The 17,814-nt window shown below is 73.4% G+C and carries 16 protein-coding genes; 11 read left to right on the top strand and 5 right to left on the bottom strand.

Translation table 11 applies throughout. The features are described from left to right. Positions 1 to 67 precede the first annotated feature (67 nt). From ACQP17_RS22830 to hutH, 4 genes are all read left to right on the top strand, one after another. Positions 68 to 1,312: an adenylate/guanylate cyclase domain-containing protein gene (locus tag ACQP17_RS22830; protein WP_433857947.1), complete on the top strand. Its 1,245-nt coding sequence runs from the start codon at positions 68 to 70 to the stop codon at positions 1,310 to 1,312. Positions 1,313 to 1,449: 137 nt separating this feature from the next. Beyond that, positions 1,450 to 2,250: an enoyl-CoA hydratase/isomerase family protein gene (locus ACQP17_RS22835; protein ID WP_433857948.1), complete on the top strand. Its 801-nt coding sequence runs from the start codon at positions 1,450 to 1,452 to the stop codon at positions 2,248 to 2,250. 252 nt (positions 2,251 to 2,502) lie between these two features. Further along, a complete protein-coding gene (locus ACQP17_RS22840) occupies positions 2,503 to 3,618 on the top strand; it encodes a diguanylate cyclase domain-containing protein (protein ID WP_433859983.1) in 1,116 nt (371 codons plus the stop codon). A 106-nt stretch (positions 3,619 to 3,724) separates the two neighbouring features. After that, positions 3,725 to 5,269 (top strand): histidine ammonia-lyase, encoded by a 1,545-nt coding sequence (gene hutH / locus ACQP17_RS22845; RefSeq protein WP_433857949.1) that lies wholly within the window; start codon positions 3,725 to 3,727, stop codon positions 5,267 to 5,269. 20 nt (positions 5,270 to 5,289) lie between these two features. Here the strand turns inward: hutH and ACQP17_RS22850 are convergent, their stop codons facing one another. Beyond that, entirely contained in the window at positions 5,290 to 5,658 is a 369-nt protein-coding gene (locus tag ACQP17_RS22850; RefSeq protein WP_433857950.1) for a hypothetical protein, read from the bottom strand. Positions 5,659 to 5,766: 108 nt separating this feature from the next. Here ACQP17_RS22850 and ACQP17_RS22855 point away from each other — a divergent pair, with 108 nt between their 5' ends. The 4 genes from ACQP17_RS22855 (at position 5,767) to ACQP17_RS22870 (ending at position 11,162) form a co-directional block, all read left to right on the top strand. Then, complete coding sequence (locus ACQP17_RS22855; protein ID WP_433857951.1) at positions 5,767 to 6,105, top strand: hypothetical protein; 339 nt, start codon at positions 5,767 to 5,769, stop codon at positions 6,103 to 6,105. A gap of 311 nt (positions 6,106 to 6,416) precedes the next feature. Continuing rightward, positions 6,417 to 7,697, top strand: coding sequence for a L,D-transpeptidase (locus ACQP17_RS22860; RefSeq protein ID WP_433857952.1), 1,281 nt, complete (start codon positions 6,417 to 6,419; stop codon positions 7,695 to 7,697). A gap of 96 nt (positions 7,698 to 7,793) precedes the next feature. Next, entirely contained in the window at positions 7,794 to 9,116 is a 1,323-nt protein-coding gene (locus ACQP17_RS22865; protein ID WP_433857953.1) for a DUF2786 domain-containing protein, read from the top strand. A gap of 183 nt (positions 9,117 to 9,299) precedes the next feature. After that, positions 9,300 to 11,162 (top strand): sulfatase, encoded by a 1,863-nt coding sequence (locus ACQP17_RS22870; RefSeq protein WP_433857954.1) that lies wholly within the window; start codon positions 9,300 to 9,302, stop codon positions 11,160 to 11,162. A gap of 19 nt (positions 11,163 to 11,181) precedes the next feature. Here ACQP17_RS22870 and ACQP17_RS22875 read toward each other — a convergent pair whose 3' ends face one another. Next, positions 11,182 to 12,084, bottom strand: coding sequence for a phosphorothioated DNA-binding restriction endonuclease (locus tag ACQP17_RS22875; protein ID WP_433857955.1), 903 nt, complete (start codon positions 12,082 to 12,084; stop codon positions 11,182 to 11,184). Between the two features lie 208 nt (positions 12,085 to 12,292). Here ACQP17_RS22875 and ACQP17_RS22880 point away from each other — a divergent pair, with 208 nt between their 5' ends. Then, a complete protein-coding gene (locus ACQP17_RS22880; protein WP_433857956.1) occupies positions 12,293 to 12,733 on the top strand; it encodes a hypothetical protein in 441 nt (146 codons plus the stop codon). A gap of 21 nt (positions 12,734 to 12,754) precedes the next feature. Here ACQP17_RS22880 and ACQP17_RS22885 read toward each other — a convergent pair whose 3' ends face one another. After that, positions 12,755 to 13,756 (bottom strand): alpha/beta fold hydrolase, encoded by a 1,002-nt coding sequence (locus ACQP17_RS22885; protein WP_433857957.1) that lies wholly within the window; start codon positions 13,754 to 13,756, stop codon positions 12,755 to 12,757. A 289-nt stretch (positions 13,757 to 14,045) separates the two neighbouring features. Between ACQP17_RS22885 and ACQP17_RS22890 the strand changes: the two genes are divergently transcribed. Then, on the top strand, positions 14,046 to 14,783 hold the full coding sequence (locus tag ACQP17_RS22890) for an SAM-dependent methyltransferase (protein ID WP_433857958.1): 738 nt from the start codon (positions 14,046 to 14,048) through the stop codon (positions 14,781 to 14,783). Positions 14,784 to 14,821: 38 nt separating this feature from the next. Here the strand turns inward: ACQP17_RS22890 and ACQP17_RS22895 are convergent, their stop codons facing one another. Continuing rightward, positions 14,822 to 15,559, bottom strand: coding sequence for an SDR family oxidoreductase (locus tag ACQP17_RS22895; protein ID WP_433857959.1), 738 nt, complete (start codon positions 15,557 to 15,559; stop codon positions 14,822 to 14,824). Positions 15,560 to 15,785: 226 nt separating this feature from the next. Between ACQP17_RS22895 and ACQP17_RS22900 the strand changes: the two genes are divergently transcribed. Then, positions 15,786 to 16,607 carry a helix-turn-helix transcriptional regulator gene (locus ACQP17_RS22900; RefSeq protein ID WP_433859984.1) on the top strand — a complete coding sequence of 274 codons (822 nt, stop codon included), beginning with the start codon at positions 15,786 to 15,788 and terminating at the stop codon, positions 16,605 to 16,607. Here ACQP17_RS22900 and mgt read toward each other — a convergent pair. After that, the gene (mgt, locus tag ACQP17_RS22905; RefSeq protein ID WP_433857960.1) at positions 16,570 to 17,808 is read right to left on the bottom strand and encodes a macrolide-inactivating glycosyltransferase; all 1,239 of its coding nucleotides are present in this window, start codon (positions 17,806 to 17,808) and stop codon (positions 16,570 to 16,572) included. The genes ACQP17_RS22900 and mgt overlap by 38 nt on opposite strands. Positions 17,809 to 17,814: the final 6 nt, after the last annotated feature.

Genomic DNA, 17,814 nt, shown 5'->3' on the forward strand with positions numbered 1-17,814 from the left:
AGGGAGCGGACCACCGGCGAGCAGTGATCGGAAGGGCAGTGCGCAGGGATCGGACAGGGAGCGGCCGGTGACCGCCGACGACTCGGGCGCCACCCCGCGCGACGTGGACACCGGGGACGACGCCGTGCCGGGAGCCCCCGACGGCGGCTCCGCGGGCGACCCGGCGCGCGGCGGCGACGCTCCCGCCGAGGGCTCCGCACCGGCCGGCGGCGACCCGGCGCACAGCGCCCCCGAGGGGGCCCCGGCGGCCCGCGAGGCGGACGACGAGAACACCATCGCCATCCGCCTCGAACAGCTCATCCTCGGCGCCGACCGCCGCTACACCCCGTTCCAGGCGGCCCGCGGCGCCGGCGTCTCGATGGATCTGGCGGCCCGCTTCTGGCGGGCCATGGGTTTCGCCGACATCGGGCAGGTCAAGGCCCTGACCGAGGCCGATGTGCTGGCCCTGCGCCGCCTCGCCGGTCTCGTGGAGGCGGGCCTGCTGAGCGAGGCCATGGCCATCCAGGTCGCGCGGTCCACGGGCCAGACCACCGCCCGGCTGGCCGACTGGCAGATCGACTCCTTCCTGGAGGGCCTCACCGAGCCCCAGGACTCCGGCCTGACCCGCACCGAGATCACCTACCCGCTGGTCGAGCTGCTGCTGCCCGAGCTGGAGGAGTTCCTGGTCTACGTCTGGCGGCGCCAGCTCGCCGCCGCCACCGGCCGGGTGGTGCGGGCCCAGGACGACGCCGAGATGGTCGACCGCCGGCTCGCCGTGGGCTTCGCCGACCTGGTGGGCTTCACCCGGCTGACCCGGCGGCTGGAGGAGGAGGAACTCGGCGAGCTGGTGGAGGCGTTCGAGACCACCTGCTCCGACCTGGTGGCCGCGCACGGCGGGCGGCTCATCAAGACCCTGGGTGACGAGGTCCTCTTCTCCGCCGACGACGCCGGGGTCGCCGCCGAGATCGGCCTGCGGCTGATCGAGACGATGACCAACGACGAGACGATGCCGGAGCTGCGCGTCGGCATCGCCTTCGGCACGGTCACGACCCGGATGGGCGACGTCTTCGGCACGACCGTGAATCTCGCGAGCCGCCTGACCTCGATAGCGCCGAAGGACACCGTGCTGGTGGACGAGGCGTTCGCCGAGGAGCTGGGGCGGATCGGCGAGGCGCCGGTCTCCGAGGCGGAGGCCGCGGCCGCGGAGAAGGCCGCCGAGGAGGGCACCGGCAGCCCGCCCCCGCCCTACCGCTTCGCGCTCCAGCCGATGTGGCAGCGGCCGGTGCGCGGTCTGGGCGTGGTCGAACCCTGGCTGCTCAGCCGCCGCGACTGACCGGGGCGCCTCCCCCCCCCGGGGTTCTCGCGGGCGCCCACGGCCCCGGTGCGGGCCCCTGCCCCCTCCTGTGCCCCCGAGCGCGCACCTGACATGATCCCTGCGTCAGGTCAACGTCCGTTAACAGGGAGGGCTGCATGTCACAGCGACGGTTCGGTGCGGACGGCTGGGTCGCCATCGAGCGCCATGACCACGTGGCGGAACTGATCATGGACCGCCCGAAGGCCATGAACGCCGTGTCGACGGCCATGGCCGACAGCCTGGCGCAGGCCTGCGAGGAGCTGGCGGCCGACCGCACCGTGCGGGCGGTGGTCCTCACCTCCACGCACGAGCGGGCGTTCTGCGTCGGCGCGGACCTCAAGGAGCGCAACTCCCTCAGCGACGCGGAACTGATGCGCCAGCGCCCGCGCACCCGCGCCGCCTACACGGGCGTGCTGGAGCTGCCGATGCCCACCATCGCGGCGGTGCACGGCTTCGCGCTCGGCGGCGGCTACGAGCTGGCGCTGGCCTGCGATCTGATCGTGGCCGACGGGACGGCGACGGTCGGTCTGCCGGAGGTATCGGTGGGCGTCATCCCCGGGGGCGGCGGCACCCAGCTGCTGCCGCGCCGGGTGGGCGCGGCGCGGGCGGCCGAGCTGGTGTTCACCGCGCGGCGGGTGCCGGCGGCCGAGGCGGCGGAGCTGGGCCTGGTCGACCAGCTGACCGAGGACGGGCGCGACCGCGCCGAGGCGCTGGAGCTGGCGGCCCGGATCGCCCGGAACTCGCCGCTGGGGCTGCGCGCCGCCAAGCGCGCCATGCGGCTGGGGCACGGGCTGGACCTGCGGACCGGCCTGGACCTGGAGGACGGCGCCTGGCGCAGTGTGGCCTTCTCCGGGGACCGGACGGAGGGCGTGGCGGCCTTCAACGAGAAGCGTGCGCCGCAGTGGCCCGGCGAGTGACCCGGGGCCGGACCGCTCCCTGGTGACGCACCGTAAGACCTGCCCGCAAGGCCTCACCGATTGCTCATCCGTCCCGTCCGACCAGGGCGGACGCGAGTGCGTACGGGTGTCGATCGCGCACCGGAAGGGGCGGAAGGGGTTAAACATTCCTACGCTGAAGTACAGAGCGTGCTCACGGTGACGGAATGCGAGGATCCGGTGACGGGCGAGGGCGATGCGAGGCTGCGGGCCGTGGTGGGGCTGGCGCAGGCGATGGCGGCCGCGCACACACCGCGCGAATCGGCACACGCCGCGGCCCGGGGTGTGTGCCGGGCCCTGGGCGGCTCCTTCGCGGCGATCTCGAAATGGGAGCGCGAGCTGGGCAAGCTGCGGGTGCTGGTCAACACCGGCGAACTCGCCGAGGGCGAGGAGGAGTTCCCGGACGACGAGAGCTACCCCGTCCACGAGTTCCCGGAGATCGCCGGCTTCGTGCACGAGCAGTGGGCCGGCGGCGGGGAGTCCAGCGCCTGGGTGGAGAGCGCCGGCGCCCTCCCGGTGGCCGTGGTGGCGCCAGGGGAGCCGGGCGGCGGCCGGGGCAACGCCCAGCGGGTGGCCGCGCTGCGCCGCCGGGGCCGCGGCTGCTGTGTGGTCGCGCCGATCGTGCTGCACGGGCGGGCCTGGGGCGAGCTGTATGTCGCGCGCGGCACGGGCGAGCCGGTCTTCGGCCGGGCGGACGCCGACTTCGCCGGGGTGCTCGCGGCCGTGACGGCCGCCGGTATCGCCCAGACCGAGCGGCTGGCGGAGGCCCGCCGACTGGCGTTCACCGACTCCCTGACCGGGCTGGCCAACCGCCGCGCCGTCGACATGCGGCTGGACGAGGCGCTGGAGCTGCACCGCAGGGACTCCGTGGTGGTCAGCCTGGTGGTGTGCGATCTCAACGGGCTGAAGCGGGTCAACGACTCCCGCGGCCACGCGGTCGGCGACCGGCTGCTGGAGCGCTTCGGCTCGGTGCTCTCGCTGTGCGGCGCCATGCTGCCGGGCACCCTCGCCGCCCGGCTCGGCGGCGACGAGTTCTGCCTGCTGGCGGTGGGTGCGCCGGCCGACGAGGTGGTCAAGGTGGCCGGTGAACTGTGCGACCGGGCGGGGGAGCTGGACCTCGGTGAGGGCGTCGCGGTCGGGGTCGCCTCGACCGGCGATCCGATCGGTGAGGTGCGCAGCGCCCGGCGGCTCTTCCGGCTGGCGGACGCCGCGCAGTACAAGGCCAAGGCGGCGCGGTCCGGCGAGCCGGTGGTCGCCGGGCGGCACGGCGGCAAGGACGACCCGGTGGTCCGGCTCGCGGACGCCCCGGACCGGCGCCCGGGGCCGGAGCGCCGGCGCTTCCGGAGGTGAGGCGGCGCGTCCCCGGCGGCCTGCGGGCCCGCGTGCACGCCCGGTAAGGGGTGATCCCGAAATCCGGTGGTGACATCTGGCGATTCAGTCTCTAGGGTGCCTGAATATGGATATGCACACTGTGGTGCTGGGGACGTCCGGCACGACCGCACAGGACGTCATCGCGGTGGCCCGCGGCGCGGCCCGGATCGAGCTGTCCGAGGAGGCCCTCGCGGCCGTCGCCGCCTCCCGCGCCTTCATCGACGAACTCGCCGCCAAGCCCGACCCCGTCTACGGCGTCTCCACCGGCTTCGGGGCCCTGGCCGTCCGGCACATCAGCCCCGAGCTGCGGGCGCAGCTCCAGCGCAACATCGTGCGCTCGCACGCGGCCGGCATGGGCCCGCGGGTCGAACGCGAGGTCGTCCGCGCCCTGATGTTCCTGCGGCTGAAGACCCTGGCCTCCGGGCGCACCGGCGTCCGCCCGCTGGTCGTCGAGACGATGGCGGCCATACTCAACGCGGGCATCACGCCCGTCGTGCACGAGTACGGCTCGCTCGGCTGCTCCGGCGACCTGGCCCCGCTGTCGCACTGCGCGCTGACGCTGCTGGGCGAGGGCGACGCGGAGGGCCCCGACGGCGTGGTCCGCCCGGCCGGGGAACTGCTGGCCGCGCACGGCATCGAGCCCGTCGCGCTGCGCGAGAAGGAGGGCCTGGCGCTCCTCAACGGCACCGACGGCATGCTGGGCATGCTCGTGATGGCCTGCGCCGACCTGGCCCGGCTGTTCACCTCCGCGGACATCACCGCGGCGCTGTCCCTGGAGGCCCTGCTCGGCACGGACAAGGTCCTCGCGCCCGAGTTGCACGCCATCCGCCCGCACCCCGGACAGGCGGCCGCCGCGGCCAACATGGCCAAGGTGCTCGACGGTTCGGGCTTCACCGGCCACCTCCAGGACGACGCCCCGCGCGTCCAGGACGCCTACTCCATCCGCTGCGCCCCGCAGGTCGCCGGCGCCGGCCGGGACACCCTCGACCACGCCCGGCTGGTCGCCGACCGCGAGCTGGCCGCCGCCGTCGACAACCCCGTCGTCCTCCCGGACGGCCGGGTGGAGTCCAACGGCAACTTCCACGGCGCGCCGGTGGCCTATGTCCTGGACTTCCTGGCGATCGCCGCGGCCGACCTCGGCTCGATCGCCGAGCGCCGTACCGACCGCCTCCTGGACAAGAACCGCTCGCACGGGCTGCCCGCTTTCCTGGCCGGTGACCCGGGCGTCGACTCCGGTCTGATGATCGCCCAGTACACCCAGGCCGCCCTGGTCAGCGAGTTGAAGCGGCTGGCCGCACCGGCCTCGGTGGACTCCATCCCGTCCTCCGCCATGCAGGAGGACCATGTCTCGATGGGCTGGTCGGCGGCGCGCAAGCTGCGCACCGCGGTCGACAACCTGACCCGGGTCGTCGCCGTCGAGCTGTACGCGGCGACCCGTGCCGTCGAGATGCGTGAGGGCCTGGTCCCGGCCCCCGCCACCCGTGCCGTGCTGGACGCGGTGCGCGCCGCGGGTGTCCAGGGACCCGGCGAGGACCGTTTCCTGGCGCCGGACCTGGCGGCCGCGTACGCGTTCGTGCAGGAGGGGAAGCTGGTGGCGGCCGTGGAGTCGGTCACCGGCCCGCTGGCGTAACGGGCGCACGGGCGCCGGTCTCAGAGGCTCCCGTCGCGGGTGCGGCGGACGGAGTAGCTGACCAGGCCGGCGCCGAGCGCGAGGCAGGCGGTTCCGCCGATCACATACGGCGTGGTGTCCGGGCTGCCGGTGTCGGCGAGGAAGTGCGGTGCGGGGACGGCCGGTCCGGCGTCGTGCGCGGTGGTCGTCGCGGACCGGTCACCGGCGTCCCGGGTCCGCTGCACGGCCCGGTCGGCCGGCTCGCGCCCGGCCGGTGCCGGCGCCGCCCGAGGGCCGGGATCTGTCGCTCCGTCATGTTCCGCGGTGGCATTGGCGGACGGTACGAACCACAGGGCGAACAGTACCGATCCCGCGGCCGCGGCGGTCAGCAGTGGTCGTCGTGCCGTCACGGATGCGATCCCCCTTGTGGGTCGGCGAATTGGCCGTTGACCTCAGATGTTAATGACAGCCGCGGGTCGTGGGGAAGTCGGGACCCGTCCATGCCTAACCTCCGTGCTATGAGCAAAGGCGAGACATCACGTTTTGTGCGGCTTCATGTCGAACTGATCATGGAGGTCACCGACACCGACCGGCTGACCGGCGCCGCCGTCGACCACATCGGCAAGGACTCCTCGCTCCCCGACGAGGAGCGCCGGCAGTCCCTGGAGGCCGTCAAGGAGGACCCGGCGGACGCGCTGGCGCATCTGATCGACCCGTTCGACCTGGTCACCGCGGTGCCGGGGACCGAACTCGCACAGGCCTCCTGGAGCAGTGAGGAGCTGACCGACTACGACCCGGACGCCGAGTGGGACGCGGCGGAGTGGGATCTGGCCGACGACGCCGACGGGGAGGGCTGACCGGCACCCCTCCCGCGCCGCGCCCCCTCCCGCCGGCGCACCCCCCCCCGAACGGCCATCCCGGCCCCCGTACGGCACCTCGCCGCACGGGGGCCGGCTCACGGGGCGCCCGGTCCGTAGCGCCCGATTTCTTGCCGCGATCACCTTCTGACCGGCATCGGGGCGATACGTGTCCTACCCCACACTTTGTGGAGGCATGGAACCCGGGAAACGGAAAAGGCGTTCCCCTGGCGTCGGCCGGAATGCCTGCGACCAGAAAGGCCTGCGTGCAGTGGGCAGCTCGCTCGGGGAAACGTGCGAAACCGGTAGCAATGGAGATGCGTGTGATAACGGACAGCAAGCGACGAAAGCGCCTCATGGCCGGCGCCGCGCTGCTGGGGGGCGCACTCACGCTTGCGGCGTGTGGCGGCAGCAATGCGGCCGGGCACGGAATAGGTGGTGGTGACGGCACCCGTCACGAGAACACCCGCCAGGTGGACGAGGCGGCCGCGAAGGACGCCTCCGAGGCCCGGATCACGATCTCCCCGGAGGACGGGGCGACCGATGCCGGCATCAACGACGACGCCAAAGTCACGGTGAGCAACGGCAAGCTCACGGAGGTCACCATGGTCTCCGCCGACGGCCGGCAGACCGTCAGCGGCACCCTCGCGGCCGACGGCAGCTCCTGGAAGCCGGACCGCCCGCTGAACCGCGCGACGAAGTACAAGGTCACCGCGCACGCCGTGGACTCCCAGGGCCGCAAGGCGGTGGAGAACTCCTCCTTCACCACGGTCTCCCCGGCGAACAGCTTCATCGGGAACTTCACCCCCGAGGACGGCTCCACCGTCGGTGTCGGCATGCCGGTGTCGGTCAACTTCGACAAGCCGGTCACGAACAAGGCCGCCGTCCAGTCCGCGATCAAGGTCTCCGACGACAGCGGCCAGCCGGTCGTCGGCCACTGGTTCAGCGACAAGCGGCTGGACTTCCGCCCCGAGCAGTACTGGAAGCCGGGCACCAAGGTCACCATGCGCCTCGGCCTGGACGGCGTGCAGGCCTCGCCGGGCGTCACCGGCATCCAGAACAAGACCGTCAGCTTCCGCGTCGGCCACTCGCAGGTCAGCACCGTCGACACCACGACGCACGAGATGACGGTGGTGCGCGACGGCCGCACGGTCAAGACCCTGCCGATCTCGGCCGGCAGCGACGACCACCCGACCTACAACGGCCAGATGGTCATCTCCGAGCGGTTCAAGCAGACCCGGATGGACGGCTCGACCGTCGGCTTCAAGAAGAAGGACGGCAAGGGCGAGTACGACATCCCCGACGTGCCGCACGCCCAGCGCCTGTCCTCGTCCGGCACCTTCATCCACGGCAACTACTGGGGCAAGGGCGTCTTCGGCCAGACCAACACCAGCCACGGCTGCATCGGCCTGGAGGACGCCAAGGGCGCCAAGGACGCCACCACCGACGGCGCGTGGTTCTTCGACCACTCGCAGACCGGCGACGTCGTGAAGGTGATCAACTCCCCGGACCGGACCATCACCCCGGACAACGGCCTCAACGGCTGGAACATGGACTGGTCCGCGTGGGTGGCCGGCAGCGCGGTCACCTGACCCCGCGGGCCCACGGCGCGTAGCCGCGGCGCCGGCCCGTCGCCCCACCACCACCGGGGCGACGGGCCCGGCGCCGCCCTCCGTAGAGTGGAGCGGGTGAGCGAGCGCGGAGGAAGAGGGCGCGGCGGGGCGTCGTCGCCGGCGGCCGGTGAACTGGTCGGGCAGGTGCTCGGCAGCGTCCGGTACGCGCCGGACGGCGCGGCCGCCGAGGACGCCCTGGAGGCCGGCGCCTCGGCGCTGGCCGCGGCCGGGCCCGGCTGGGAGGCGGTCAGCGCGGCCGTCGTCGACGCCGCCGTGGCGGCGGTGCGCCGGTGCCGGTCGGGCGGCTGGCTCCCCGCCGACCTGGAGCGGATCGTACGGCGCGACGACGCCGGCACCACCCTGGCCGCGCTCGTCCTCGACGCCCTCGCGGCCGAGGCGGCCCGCCCGCCCGCCGCACGTGCCCCGCACGACCCCCGCTGGGCCGGTCAGCTGCGCGACCTCGGCGCCGACGTCTGGTGGCCGTCCGGCGCCGGCTACCTCGACGCCCTGGCCGCCCGCCGCCGCACCTCCCGCTTCGAGACCGCCCACGACGTGCTGGCGGCGCTGCGCGCCCTCGCCCGGCTGCCCCGGATCACCCCGCTGCCGCCCCCGCCGCCGCCCGCGGGAGCCGGTCCGGCCGGCGCCGCCGCGGACCGCGCGCTCGGCCGGATCCGCGGACTGCTCGCCAAGGCCGAGGCGACCGACTACGCCGAGGAGGCCGAGGCACTGTCCGCCAAGGCCCAGGAGCTGATGGCCCGGCACAGCATCGACGAGGCGCTTCTTGACGGGGCCGTTGGCGCCGGCGGCCCCGGGGGCGGGCGCCCCGGCGGCCCCTCGGCGGTCCGGGTCGGCATCGAGGGCCCCTACGAACAGGCCAAGGCCCTGCTGCTCGACGCGGTCGCGGCCGCCAACCGCTGCCAGGCGGTCTGGGCCGCCGACGTCGGCTTCTCCACCCTCGTCGGCTTCGCGCCCGACCTGGAGGCGGCCGAACTGCTCTACACCTCGCTGCTGCTCCAGGCCACCTCCGCGATGCACCGCGCGGGCGACGACCACCACCGGGCGCTCAAGGCGCAGGGCGGCACCCCCGTCGCCCGCGGCCGCTCCCGCCGCACCCGTGACTTCCGCCAGACCTTCCTCGTCGCCTACGCCGACCGCATCCGCGACCGGCTCGCCGCCGCCACGGCCGCCGCCACCGCTTCCGCCTCCGCCGCGGCCGGGTCGGACCCCGCGGCCCCCGACCTCCGCCCGGTCCTCGCCGCCCGCCACCTCGCCGTCGAGGAGACCACCGGCGCCCTCTTCCCCGACACCGCCCCGGTCCGGCTGCGCGGCGTACGCGACGCGGAGGGCTGGCACCAGGGCACGGCCGCCGCGGACCGGGCCCGGCTGGCGGAGGGCTGACGCACCGGGGCGGCGCGCCCCGGCACACCCGCCCGCGCTCCGGGGCCCGTGCGCCCCGCTCCCACGCCGACGACCTGCGGATTGAACACGGGCCGCCGGCCGCCCGTACAGCTATCGACGGCGTCGGCCTCCCGGGTCCGGTCCGCCGTGCCACTACCGGGCCTCGCACGGAAGGACCTTCGGGTGTCGCACACCACGGACTCTCACCCCCTGCCCCAGGAGGAGCGGAACACCGCGACCGAGGACCTGCCCCCGGACGACGACCCGAAGGCGGCGTCCCCGGACGCGCCGGAAGCGGCCCCGGACACCGCCGGAGCGGCCCCGGACGGCGCGGACGCGCCCGAGGAGCAGGACACCGCACCGCCCCAGGCCCCCGCCCCCGGCTGGCGCGAGCGGCACCCGGCCGCCGCCCGCACCCTGGCGTGGACCACCACCGTCCTGGCCGGCGTGCTGGTCCTCGCCACCCTCCTGCTGCCGAACGATCCCGCCCGCCTGACCCCCGCCGAGTTCCTCCGCATCCCGGTCGAGGGCATAGCCGGTGCCGCCCTGCTGCTCGTCCTGCCGCGCACGGTACGGCGGGTGGCGGCGGTCCTGGCCGGTACGGTCCTCGCCCTGCTGGCCGTCCTGGACTTCCTCGACATCGGCTTCATCGAGGCGCTGGGCCGCGGCTTCAACGTGGTGTTCGACTGGCCGCTGCTCGGCGACGGCGCCTCCTTCCTCCAGGACTCGATCGGCCCGGCGGGCGCCCTCGGCGTCGAGATCGCGGCCGTGGTGCTGGTGCTGGCCCTGCTCGTCCTCACGGCGCTGGCCGTCGTCCGGCTGAGCAACCTCATGGCCCGCCACCGCGCCGCGGCCGCCGGCACCACCCTCGTCCTGGGGACCGCCTGGGTCCTGTGCACGGCGCTCGGCCTCCAGGTCGCCGGCGCGCCACTCGCCTCCCGGAGCACCTCCGACCTCGTCCAGGCCCGGATGGACGGCGTGAGCGCGACCCTCAAGGACGAGCGGGAGTTCACCAAGGTGGCCGCCCACGACCCGTACGGCAACACCCCGGGCAGCAAGCTGCTGACCGGACTGCGCGGCAAGGACGTCATCTTCACCTTCATCGAGAGCTACGGCCGCAGCGCGGTCCAGGATCCGCTGATGGCGCCGGGCGTCGACAAGGTGCTGGCCAAGGGCACCAAGCGGCTGCGCGCTGCCGGCTTCTCGGCCCGCAGCGGCTGGCTCACCTCGGCGACCTACGGCGGCAGCAGCTGGCTGGGCCACTCCACGTTCCTGTCCGGCCTGTGGATCGACAACCAGCAGCGTTACCGCACCGTCACCGCGGGCGATCACCTCAGCCTCACCAAGGCGTTCCAGCGCACCGGCGCCTGGCGGACCGTCGGCATCATGCCCGGCGTCACCAAGGGCTGGCCGGAAGCGAAGTTCTACGGCCTCGACCACGTCTACGACTCACGGGAACTCGGCTACCAGGGGCCCAAGTTCAGCTGGTCGACCATGCCCGACCAGTACAGCCTCTCGGCCTTCCAGCGCCTGGAGCACGGCCGGCCGCACGACAAGCCGCTGATGTCCGAGATCATCCTGACCTCCAGCCACAACCCCTGGGCGCCGCTGCCCAAGACCCTCCCCTGGAACAAGGTCGGCGACGGCTCCGTCTACCGCTCCATCGAGAAGGCCGGCAAGAACCCCGTCGACGTGTGGCAGCAGACCGACAAGGTGCGCACCGAGTACGGCAAGTCCATCCAGTACTCCCTCAACAGCCTCATCTCGTACGTCGAGAAGTACGGCAACAAGAACACCGTGCTCGTCTTCCTCGGCGACCACCAGCCGGTCGCGAAGGTCTCCGGCGACCACGCCAGCCGGGACGTGCCGGTCGCGCTCGTCGCCCACGACCCCGACGTCCTCAAGCGGATCTCCGGCTGGCACTGGACGCCCAGCCTCAACCCCGGCCACCGGGCGCCGGTCTGGCGGATGGACACCTTCCGCGACCGCTTCCTGAAGGCCTACGGCCCGCACCCCGGCGCCACCACGTCCCCGGCCTCCCGGTAGCCGCCCGCGGCGCCCCCGCTCAGACGCACTCCGGCACCCGTGGCTCCCCGCGGAAGACCTGCGCGGTGTGCCAGGCGAGGTGGGCGGGGGCCACCCGCGCGCTGCCCTGCTGCGGCCCGGTCAGCGCCCGTCCGCCGAGGCCGAGCACCTGCTCCCGTGCGGTCCGGCTCCGCCCGACGAACTCCCGCGACACCGTGATCCGCCGACCGGAATCCAGACCCAGCACCCCTCGGTCGAACAGCTTGTGGTGCAGTGAGCACAGGCACAGGCAGTTGGCGAGGTCGTCCGGCCCGCGAAAGGCCCACCACCGGACGTGCGCGGCCTCCAGCCCGACCGGCACCCGGCCGAGCGAACCGTCGAACCCGCAGAAGGCGCACCGGTATTCGTAGGCGATGAGCACCTGCCGCCGCAGTTCGGCCGCACCCCGCCGCCCGGCTGCCGGCCCGGCGGCGCTCCGCGACCCGTCCGAAGGCTCCGGGTCCAGCCCGACGGCGGCGGCGATGTCCGGATGGCTCGACGGCGGGAAGTGCCGCTCCAGCAGCAGCTGCGCCAGCCGTCCGGCCAGCGCCGGATCGTCCGAGAGCGCCTCGCGCAGCCCCGCGGCCAACTGCCCCCGCGCCCCGCTCTCCCGCAGCACCCGCACCCCCGTTCCCGGACTGCCGCCGCCGCTGTCGGTCCGCACCTCCCAGACCCCGTCACCGGTGAGGTGGTGGAACGGATAGGCGGGCGAGGTCCGGTGCGGCGGCCCGAAGTCCTGCAGCAGCGCGCTCAGTTCGTGCTCGATCTCGGAGTAGCGCATCGCCCGCTGCGGCTCCCGCTGGAACCGCCCCAACGCGTAGAGCACGAGCAGCGGCTTGTGCGGCGCCCGCACCCCGTTCTGCGCCCACTGCCGCAGATTTCCCACCCGTTCCATCCAGTCCATGACAGGACTCTAGAAGCCGGTGTGGCCCGACGCGCGGCCGCGGTCGTCGTCCCTCGCCGGGAGGGCGACGCAGGCCCGAACGGAAGCCGCCGCCAGGGATTGTGGGCCACCCGGGCCGGGCGGTACTTTCGCGACCGGACCGCACCAGCGGCACAACCGGCCGGCCGGACCGCGCCGGCCGGACCGGCATCGCCCAGGGGGAGCGCAGATGTCTCTTTACGGCCGCGACGATCTCGAATGGGATCAACTCACCGAAGCGGGAACGACGTTCCTCGTCGAACGCGCCCGGCTCGGCAAGGTCACGACGTACACCGAACTCAACGTCACGCTGGAGCGGCGAACGGGATTATCCCCGTTCGACTTCGACCTTCCCGCCGAGCGCGCCGCGATGGGCCATCTGCTCGGCCTGATCGTCCTGCGCGACCAGGAACGCGACCGCGAACGTGACCCCGCCGGGCCACGGCTCATGCTCTCGGCCCTGGTGCACTATCTGGGTGAGAACGACGCCGGATCCGGGTTCTACGCACTCGCCAAAGACCTCGGCCTGCTCCCGCCCAAGGCGTCCAAGGCCGCGAAGGAAGAATTCTGGATCCGCCAGATCACGGCGCTGTACGAGCGGCACGGCGCCACGCGGATCCGGCGGACATAACGCACCCCGCCCCGCCCGCCGTCACGAAGCGGACGGCGCGCCGCTCTGCCGCCGGCGGGCCTTGTCGACCACCGCGCGCACCGCGTCGATGACCAGCTGCGGCTGATTGTTCTGGATGTTGTGGTCGCTCTTGGTCTTTGTCACGTGCCGCGCGCCGGGGAATTTCCGCGCGAGGTCTCCCTGCGAGGCGAGTTGGGCCCGCCAGAAGATCTGCGGATAGTCCGCAGGGGCACCGGCCGGCAGCCGGGCGCGGAATGCCCGCGGATCGAATTCGTCCCCGGTGAGCACGACCACCGGTACATCCGGCACGGGCGGAGCGGCCCGCACCTGCCCGAAGACCGTCGCCGGCTCCTGCCGTTCCACATCCTTCCACTGGACGATGCGCTTCTCGTCGTCCTTGCGCTCCAGCGCCAGGAAGGTGGTGAACTGCGCGGCCGTGAGCCGCGATTGCAGGAATTCCGTCTCGGCGTCCACCAGAACGAGCCCGGACACGTCGCGCGGATATTCGCCGGCGTAGATCCGCACGATCGGCCCGCCCGCCGACCACCCCACGAGGACGTAGGGGCCGGGCACCTTCGCCGTGGTCAGCAGCGTGTGCAGATCGGCGACATCGGCGCGCGGCGTCGTCGGCTGGGGGACCGGCGTCGAGGTGGTGGGCCTGCCGCCCTCCCGCGCCGTCCCCGGCCGGTCGTAGGAGCAGACCCGGGTGAAGCGCCCCACCCCGGGATATATGGCGGAATTGCTGGCCTTCATCGCACCGGCGGGGCCGCGCACATATCTCCAGGTATCGGCGGCGGCGACGAGCCCCGGCACCAGAATGACCGTCGGCGACCCGCTGCCGTGGCACTCCAGATACATCGTGCGCCCCTGGCCGATATCCACCAGCCGCGCGAAGGACGCCGGGGTATCGGCACTCGCGTCCGCCGAGAGCGCGGAATGTGTGGGGGAGGTGGTGTCGCACGCCGTGCCGAGCAACGCGCACACGAGCAGCATTCCGGCCGGCCCGAGAATTCCTCCGCGCACCCCGCGACCGTCCCGGCGGACAACGCCAGATCGACTCATCTCACTCCCTCGTGAAGGCGCGTACCGGAGACCGCGTACCGGAGACCTCGGGCCCGGTCCCGCCGACAGGCACACGAACGCCCCGAAAGCTACCGTTCGTGACCTCCCGGAACGGAAAACAACGGGCCATTCCGGCGAGGCGTCCGCCCGCACCCTCGTCGCCCGGGCCCGCGGCCTTCCCCTCCCGGCCCGCCCGTCGCACCGCGGAAAACCAGGTGTGCGCGCTCCCCGCCGCTGACAAGCTGCGCCGGTGAACCGTGAAGAGATCTCCCGGCTCGCCCATGCCGGACACCCCGTCAAGGCCCCGGTCGACGACGACGCCGTGCGCCACCTGCTGGCCCGCGCCCTGCCGCGAGGCGACGAGCGGGTCCTCGACCTCGGCTGCGGCACCGGCGAATGGCTGCTGCGGGCCCTGGCCGCGCACCCGCGGCTGCACGCCGAGGGCGTCGACCGCTCCGCCGACTCCCTGGCGCAGGCCCGCGAGTCCGCCCGCGGCCTCGGCGTCCAGGACCGCCTCGCCCTCCACTGCCGAGCGGCGGACGACTTCTGCGCTCCGCACGCCTTCGACCTGGTGCTCAGCGTCGGCGCCGCCCACGCCTTCGGCGGCCTCCTCCCCACCCTCGCGGCCGCCCGCACCCACCTGGCACCCGGCGGACGCGTGCTCATCGGCGACGGCATCTGGGAACGCAGCCCCTCGCCGGCCGCCGTCGAGATGCTGGGGGACTTCGCCGACCTGGCCACCACCATGGACCGGGTGGCCGCCGACGGCTGGACCCCCGTCCACGGCCATGTCAGCACGCGCCGCGAACTGGACGACTACGAGTGGGCCTGCTGGGGATCGCTGGCCTCCTGGGCCCTGGACCACCCCGACGACCCGGACAGCGCGCAGGCGCGCGAAACCGCCGCCCTGCGCCGCTCCGAATGGCTGCGCGTCTACCGGGACACCTTCGGCTTCGTCTGCCTGGTGCTGCGACGCACCTCCGACTGACCCGGGCGGCCGTGCGCCCGCGCACCGTGGGACGGCGGTCAGCTCTGAGCCGTGGGCCGCACGACGATCTCGTTCACATCGACCTCGGCGGGCTGCTCGATGGCGAACGCGATGGCCCGGGCGATCGCGTCCGGCGGAATGGCGAGGTCGTCCCGCATCTTCGTGATCTCCGCCCGGACCCGGCTGTTGGAGGACGCCTCGGCGAAGTCCGTGGCGATCGCGCCGGGGGAGACGGTGGTCACCCGCAGGGCGTCGCCGGCCTCCTGACGCAGCCCTTCGCACAGGGCCCGGACCGCGAACTTGCTCGCCGCGTAGACCGCCATGGTCGGGACGATGCGGAAGGCGGCCGTGGAGGCGGTGGTGACGAAGTGTCCGGCGCCCTGCGCGCGGAAGACCGGCAGCGCGGCGGCGATCCCGTGCAGCACCCCCTTCACATTGACGTCGATCATGTGGTCCCACTCCTCGACCCGCAGATCGTCCAGCGGCGAGATCGTGCCGACCCCCGCGTTGCCGACCAGCACATCGAGCCGGCCGAAGCGCTCGGTGGCCAGCGCCACCAGCGCGTGCAGGTCCTCCGGCCGGGTCACATCGGTCCGGATCTGCACGGCCGTGCCTCCCGCCTGCTCGATGCGGGCCACCAGTTCCGCCAGCCGCGCGGACCGGCGCGCACCGAGCACCAGCCGCGCGCCCCGCTCGGCGAGCAGCAGCGCGGTCGCCTCCCCGATACCGCTGCTGGCTCCCGTGATCGCCACGACTTTTCCCTCTGTTCCGGCCATGGGACGTCCTTCCTGTTCGGTACGGCGGGGTGCGGGGCCCGGCGGCGGTCCGTGCAGGACCCGCTCCCGCGGACACTGACGAGTCTCCGGGAGGCTTAGCCTGGTATCCAGAATCCCTTTATCCTGGAATGGGAAGTGCTGGCATGCCCCTGCCGCCGGACCAACGCCGCCAGCTGGGCGCGTCCTGCGCAGCCGCCGGGAGCGCCTGACGCCCGACGAGGTCGGCCTGCCGCGGACCGCCCGCCGCCGGACCCCGGGACTGCGCCGGGAGGAGCTGGCGCTGCTGGCCGGGATGAGCGCGACTTGGTACACGTACCTGGAACAGGGTCGGGAGATCCGCGCCTCCGCACAGGTGATGACCGCGCTCGCCGAGGCGCTGCGCCTCGACCGGCACGAGCGCGCCCACCTCCTCCAGCTCGCCGGTCACGCGCCCGCGGCGGAACCCGGCGCACGCGAGCCGCTCACGCCCGAGGCGGCGGCCGTCCCGCTGCTGCTCCAGCCGCACCCGGCGTACCTCATCGGCGGCACCTACGACGTGCTCAGCCACAACCCGGCGGCCGTCGAACTGTTCCCGCGGCTCTTCGACGACGCGTCGGAGCGGCCGCCCGACGACGGGTCGGAACGGCCGCCCGGCGGCGAGGCGCGGCGACCGCCCAACTTCGTCCGCTGGATGTTCCTCGAACCACTGGCCAGGGACATCGTCGTCGACTGGGAACCCGAGGCCCGCGGCCTGCTCGCCCGCCTCCGCACCCAGGCCGCCCGCCACCCCGCCGACCCCCGCTACACCCGGCTGATCGACGAGTTGACCGAGGGCAGCCCGCACGCACGGGACTGGTGGGGCCGGTACGAGGTGCAGCCCCGCCACAGCGGACACAAACGCCTCCGCCACCCCGCACTCGGCCCGGTCGAGTACGCCTACACCGCCTTCCACCTGGCCGAACAGCCCGACCAGACCCTGGTGGTCTACCTCGACGCACCGGCTGCTGATGCACCGGCTACCGGCGAACGGGCTACCGGGGCCCGGCCTGCCGCAGCTCGGCCTCGATGAGATCGGCCGCCCGCCGGGTCCCACCCTCGGCGGCCATGTCCGCCCGAATGGCCTCAAGCCGGCGCCGCACCTCCGGATCGTCGACGAGCGCGAGCACGGCGGCCCGGAGCGTGGCGGCATCCGCCTCGTCCATCGGAACGTGCCGGGCGACGCCGAGCCCCTGGAGCATGTCCGCGTTGCCGAACTGGTCGACGGCCTGCGGGACGGCCACCATGGGCGTGGCGGTGGCCAGCCCCTCCTGGCAGCCGCCCGCGCCCGCATGCGTGACGAATGCATCGGCCTCCCGCAGAATCGCCAACTGCGGTACCCACGACCGCACTTCGACGCTCCCGGGCACCTCACCCAGATCATCGACCGTGACATGCTTGCCCACCTGGAGCACGACGTGCCAGCCCGGCAGGTCCCCGAACGCCTTGACGCACTCGCGATAGAACCCGGGCTGCTTGGTGAACGACGACCCCAACGAGACCAGCAGCACCCGCTCCGCACCCGCCGGCCGCTCCCAGCCACCCTGCGCGGCCCGGTCCCCCTGACAGGCCCCGACGAACGAGTACACCGCCTTGTCGACCCGGTCGGCGTTCGGCTGCAACACCTTCGGAATCAGCACGATCGACCGCTCCGGACACCCGGCGAACGCATCCGGATGCCGCCCGATCCCGTTCTCCATCAACCAGTTGCCGAACCTCGCGTAGTACGCCCTGCCCCGCGCGGTGGCCCGCGGCCCCGCCCACATCGGCTCGGCGACCTCCTCCTCGTACCCCTCCCACGCCACCAGATTCGGCGACAGCGACACCGCGGGCACCCCCCACCGGTGCGCGAGCACCCGCGCCGGATACGACGCGATGTCATGCAGCACAAGATCCGGCCGATCCCCCTCCCCCTCCCCCTCCCCCTCATACGCGGCGATGAGCTGCGGCAACGCCTGAATCGCGTCCTCCAGGAACGGCTCGACATTGTCGAGCAGCGTCGTCCCCCACGCCGACGGATCATCATCCGGCGACGGCAACGTGCTGCGATACACCACCGGCTCCGCACCGGTCTCGGCCACCTTCTCCGCGAACACCCGCGGAATCGCGTACGTCACGCGATGCCCACGCGCCACCAGCTCCCGCATCACCTCAAGACTCGGATTCACATGCCCATGGGCAGCAATGGAGAACATGGCGATATGAGCACGTCCACTACGGACCGGTTTTGTCATGCCCCC

Origin of the sequence: Streptomyces kronopolitis (assembly GCF_050953795.1) — a bacterium.
Taxonomy (GTDB): Bacteria; Actinomycetota; Actinomycetes; order Streptomycetales; family Streptomycetaceae; genus Streptomyces; species Streptomyces kronopolitis_A.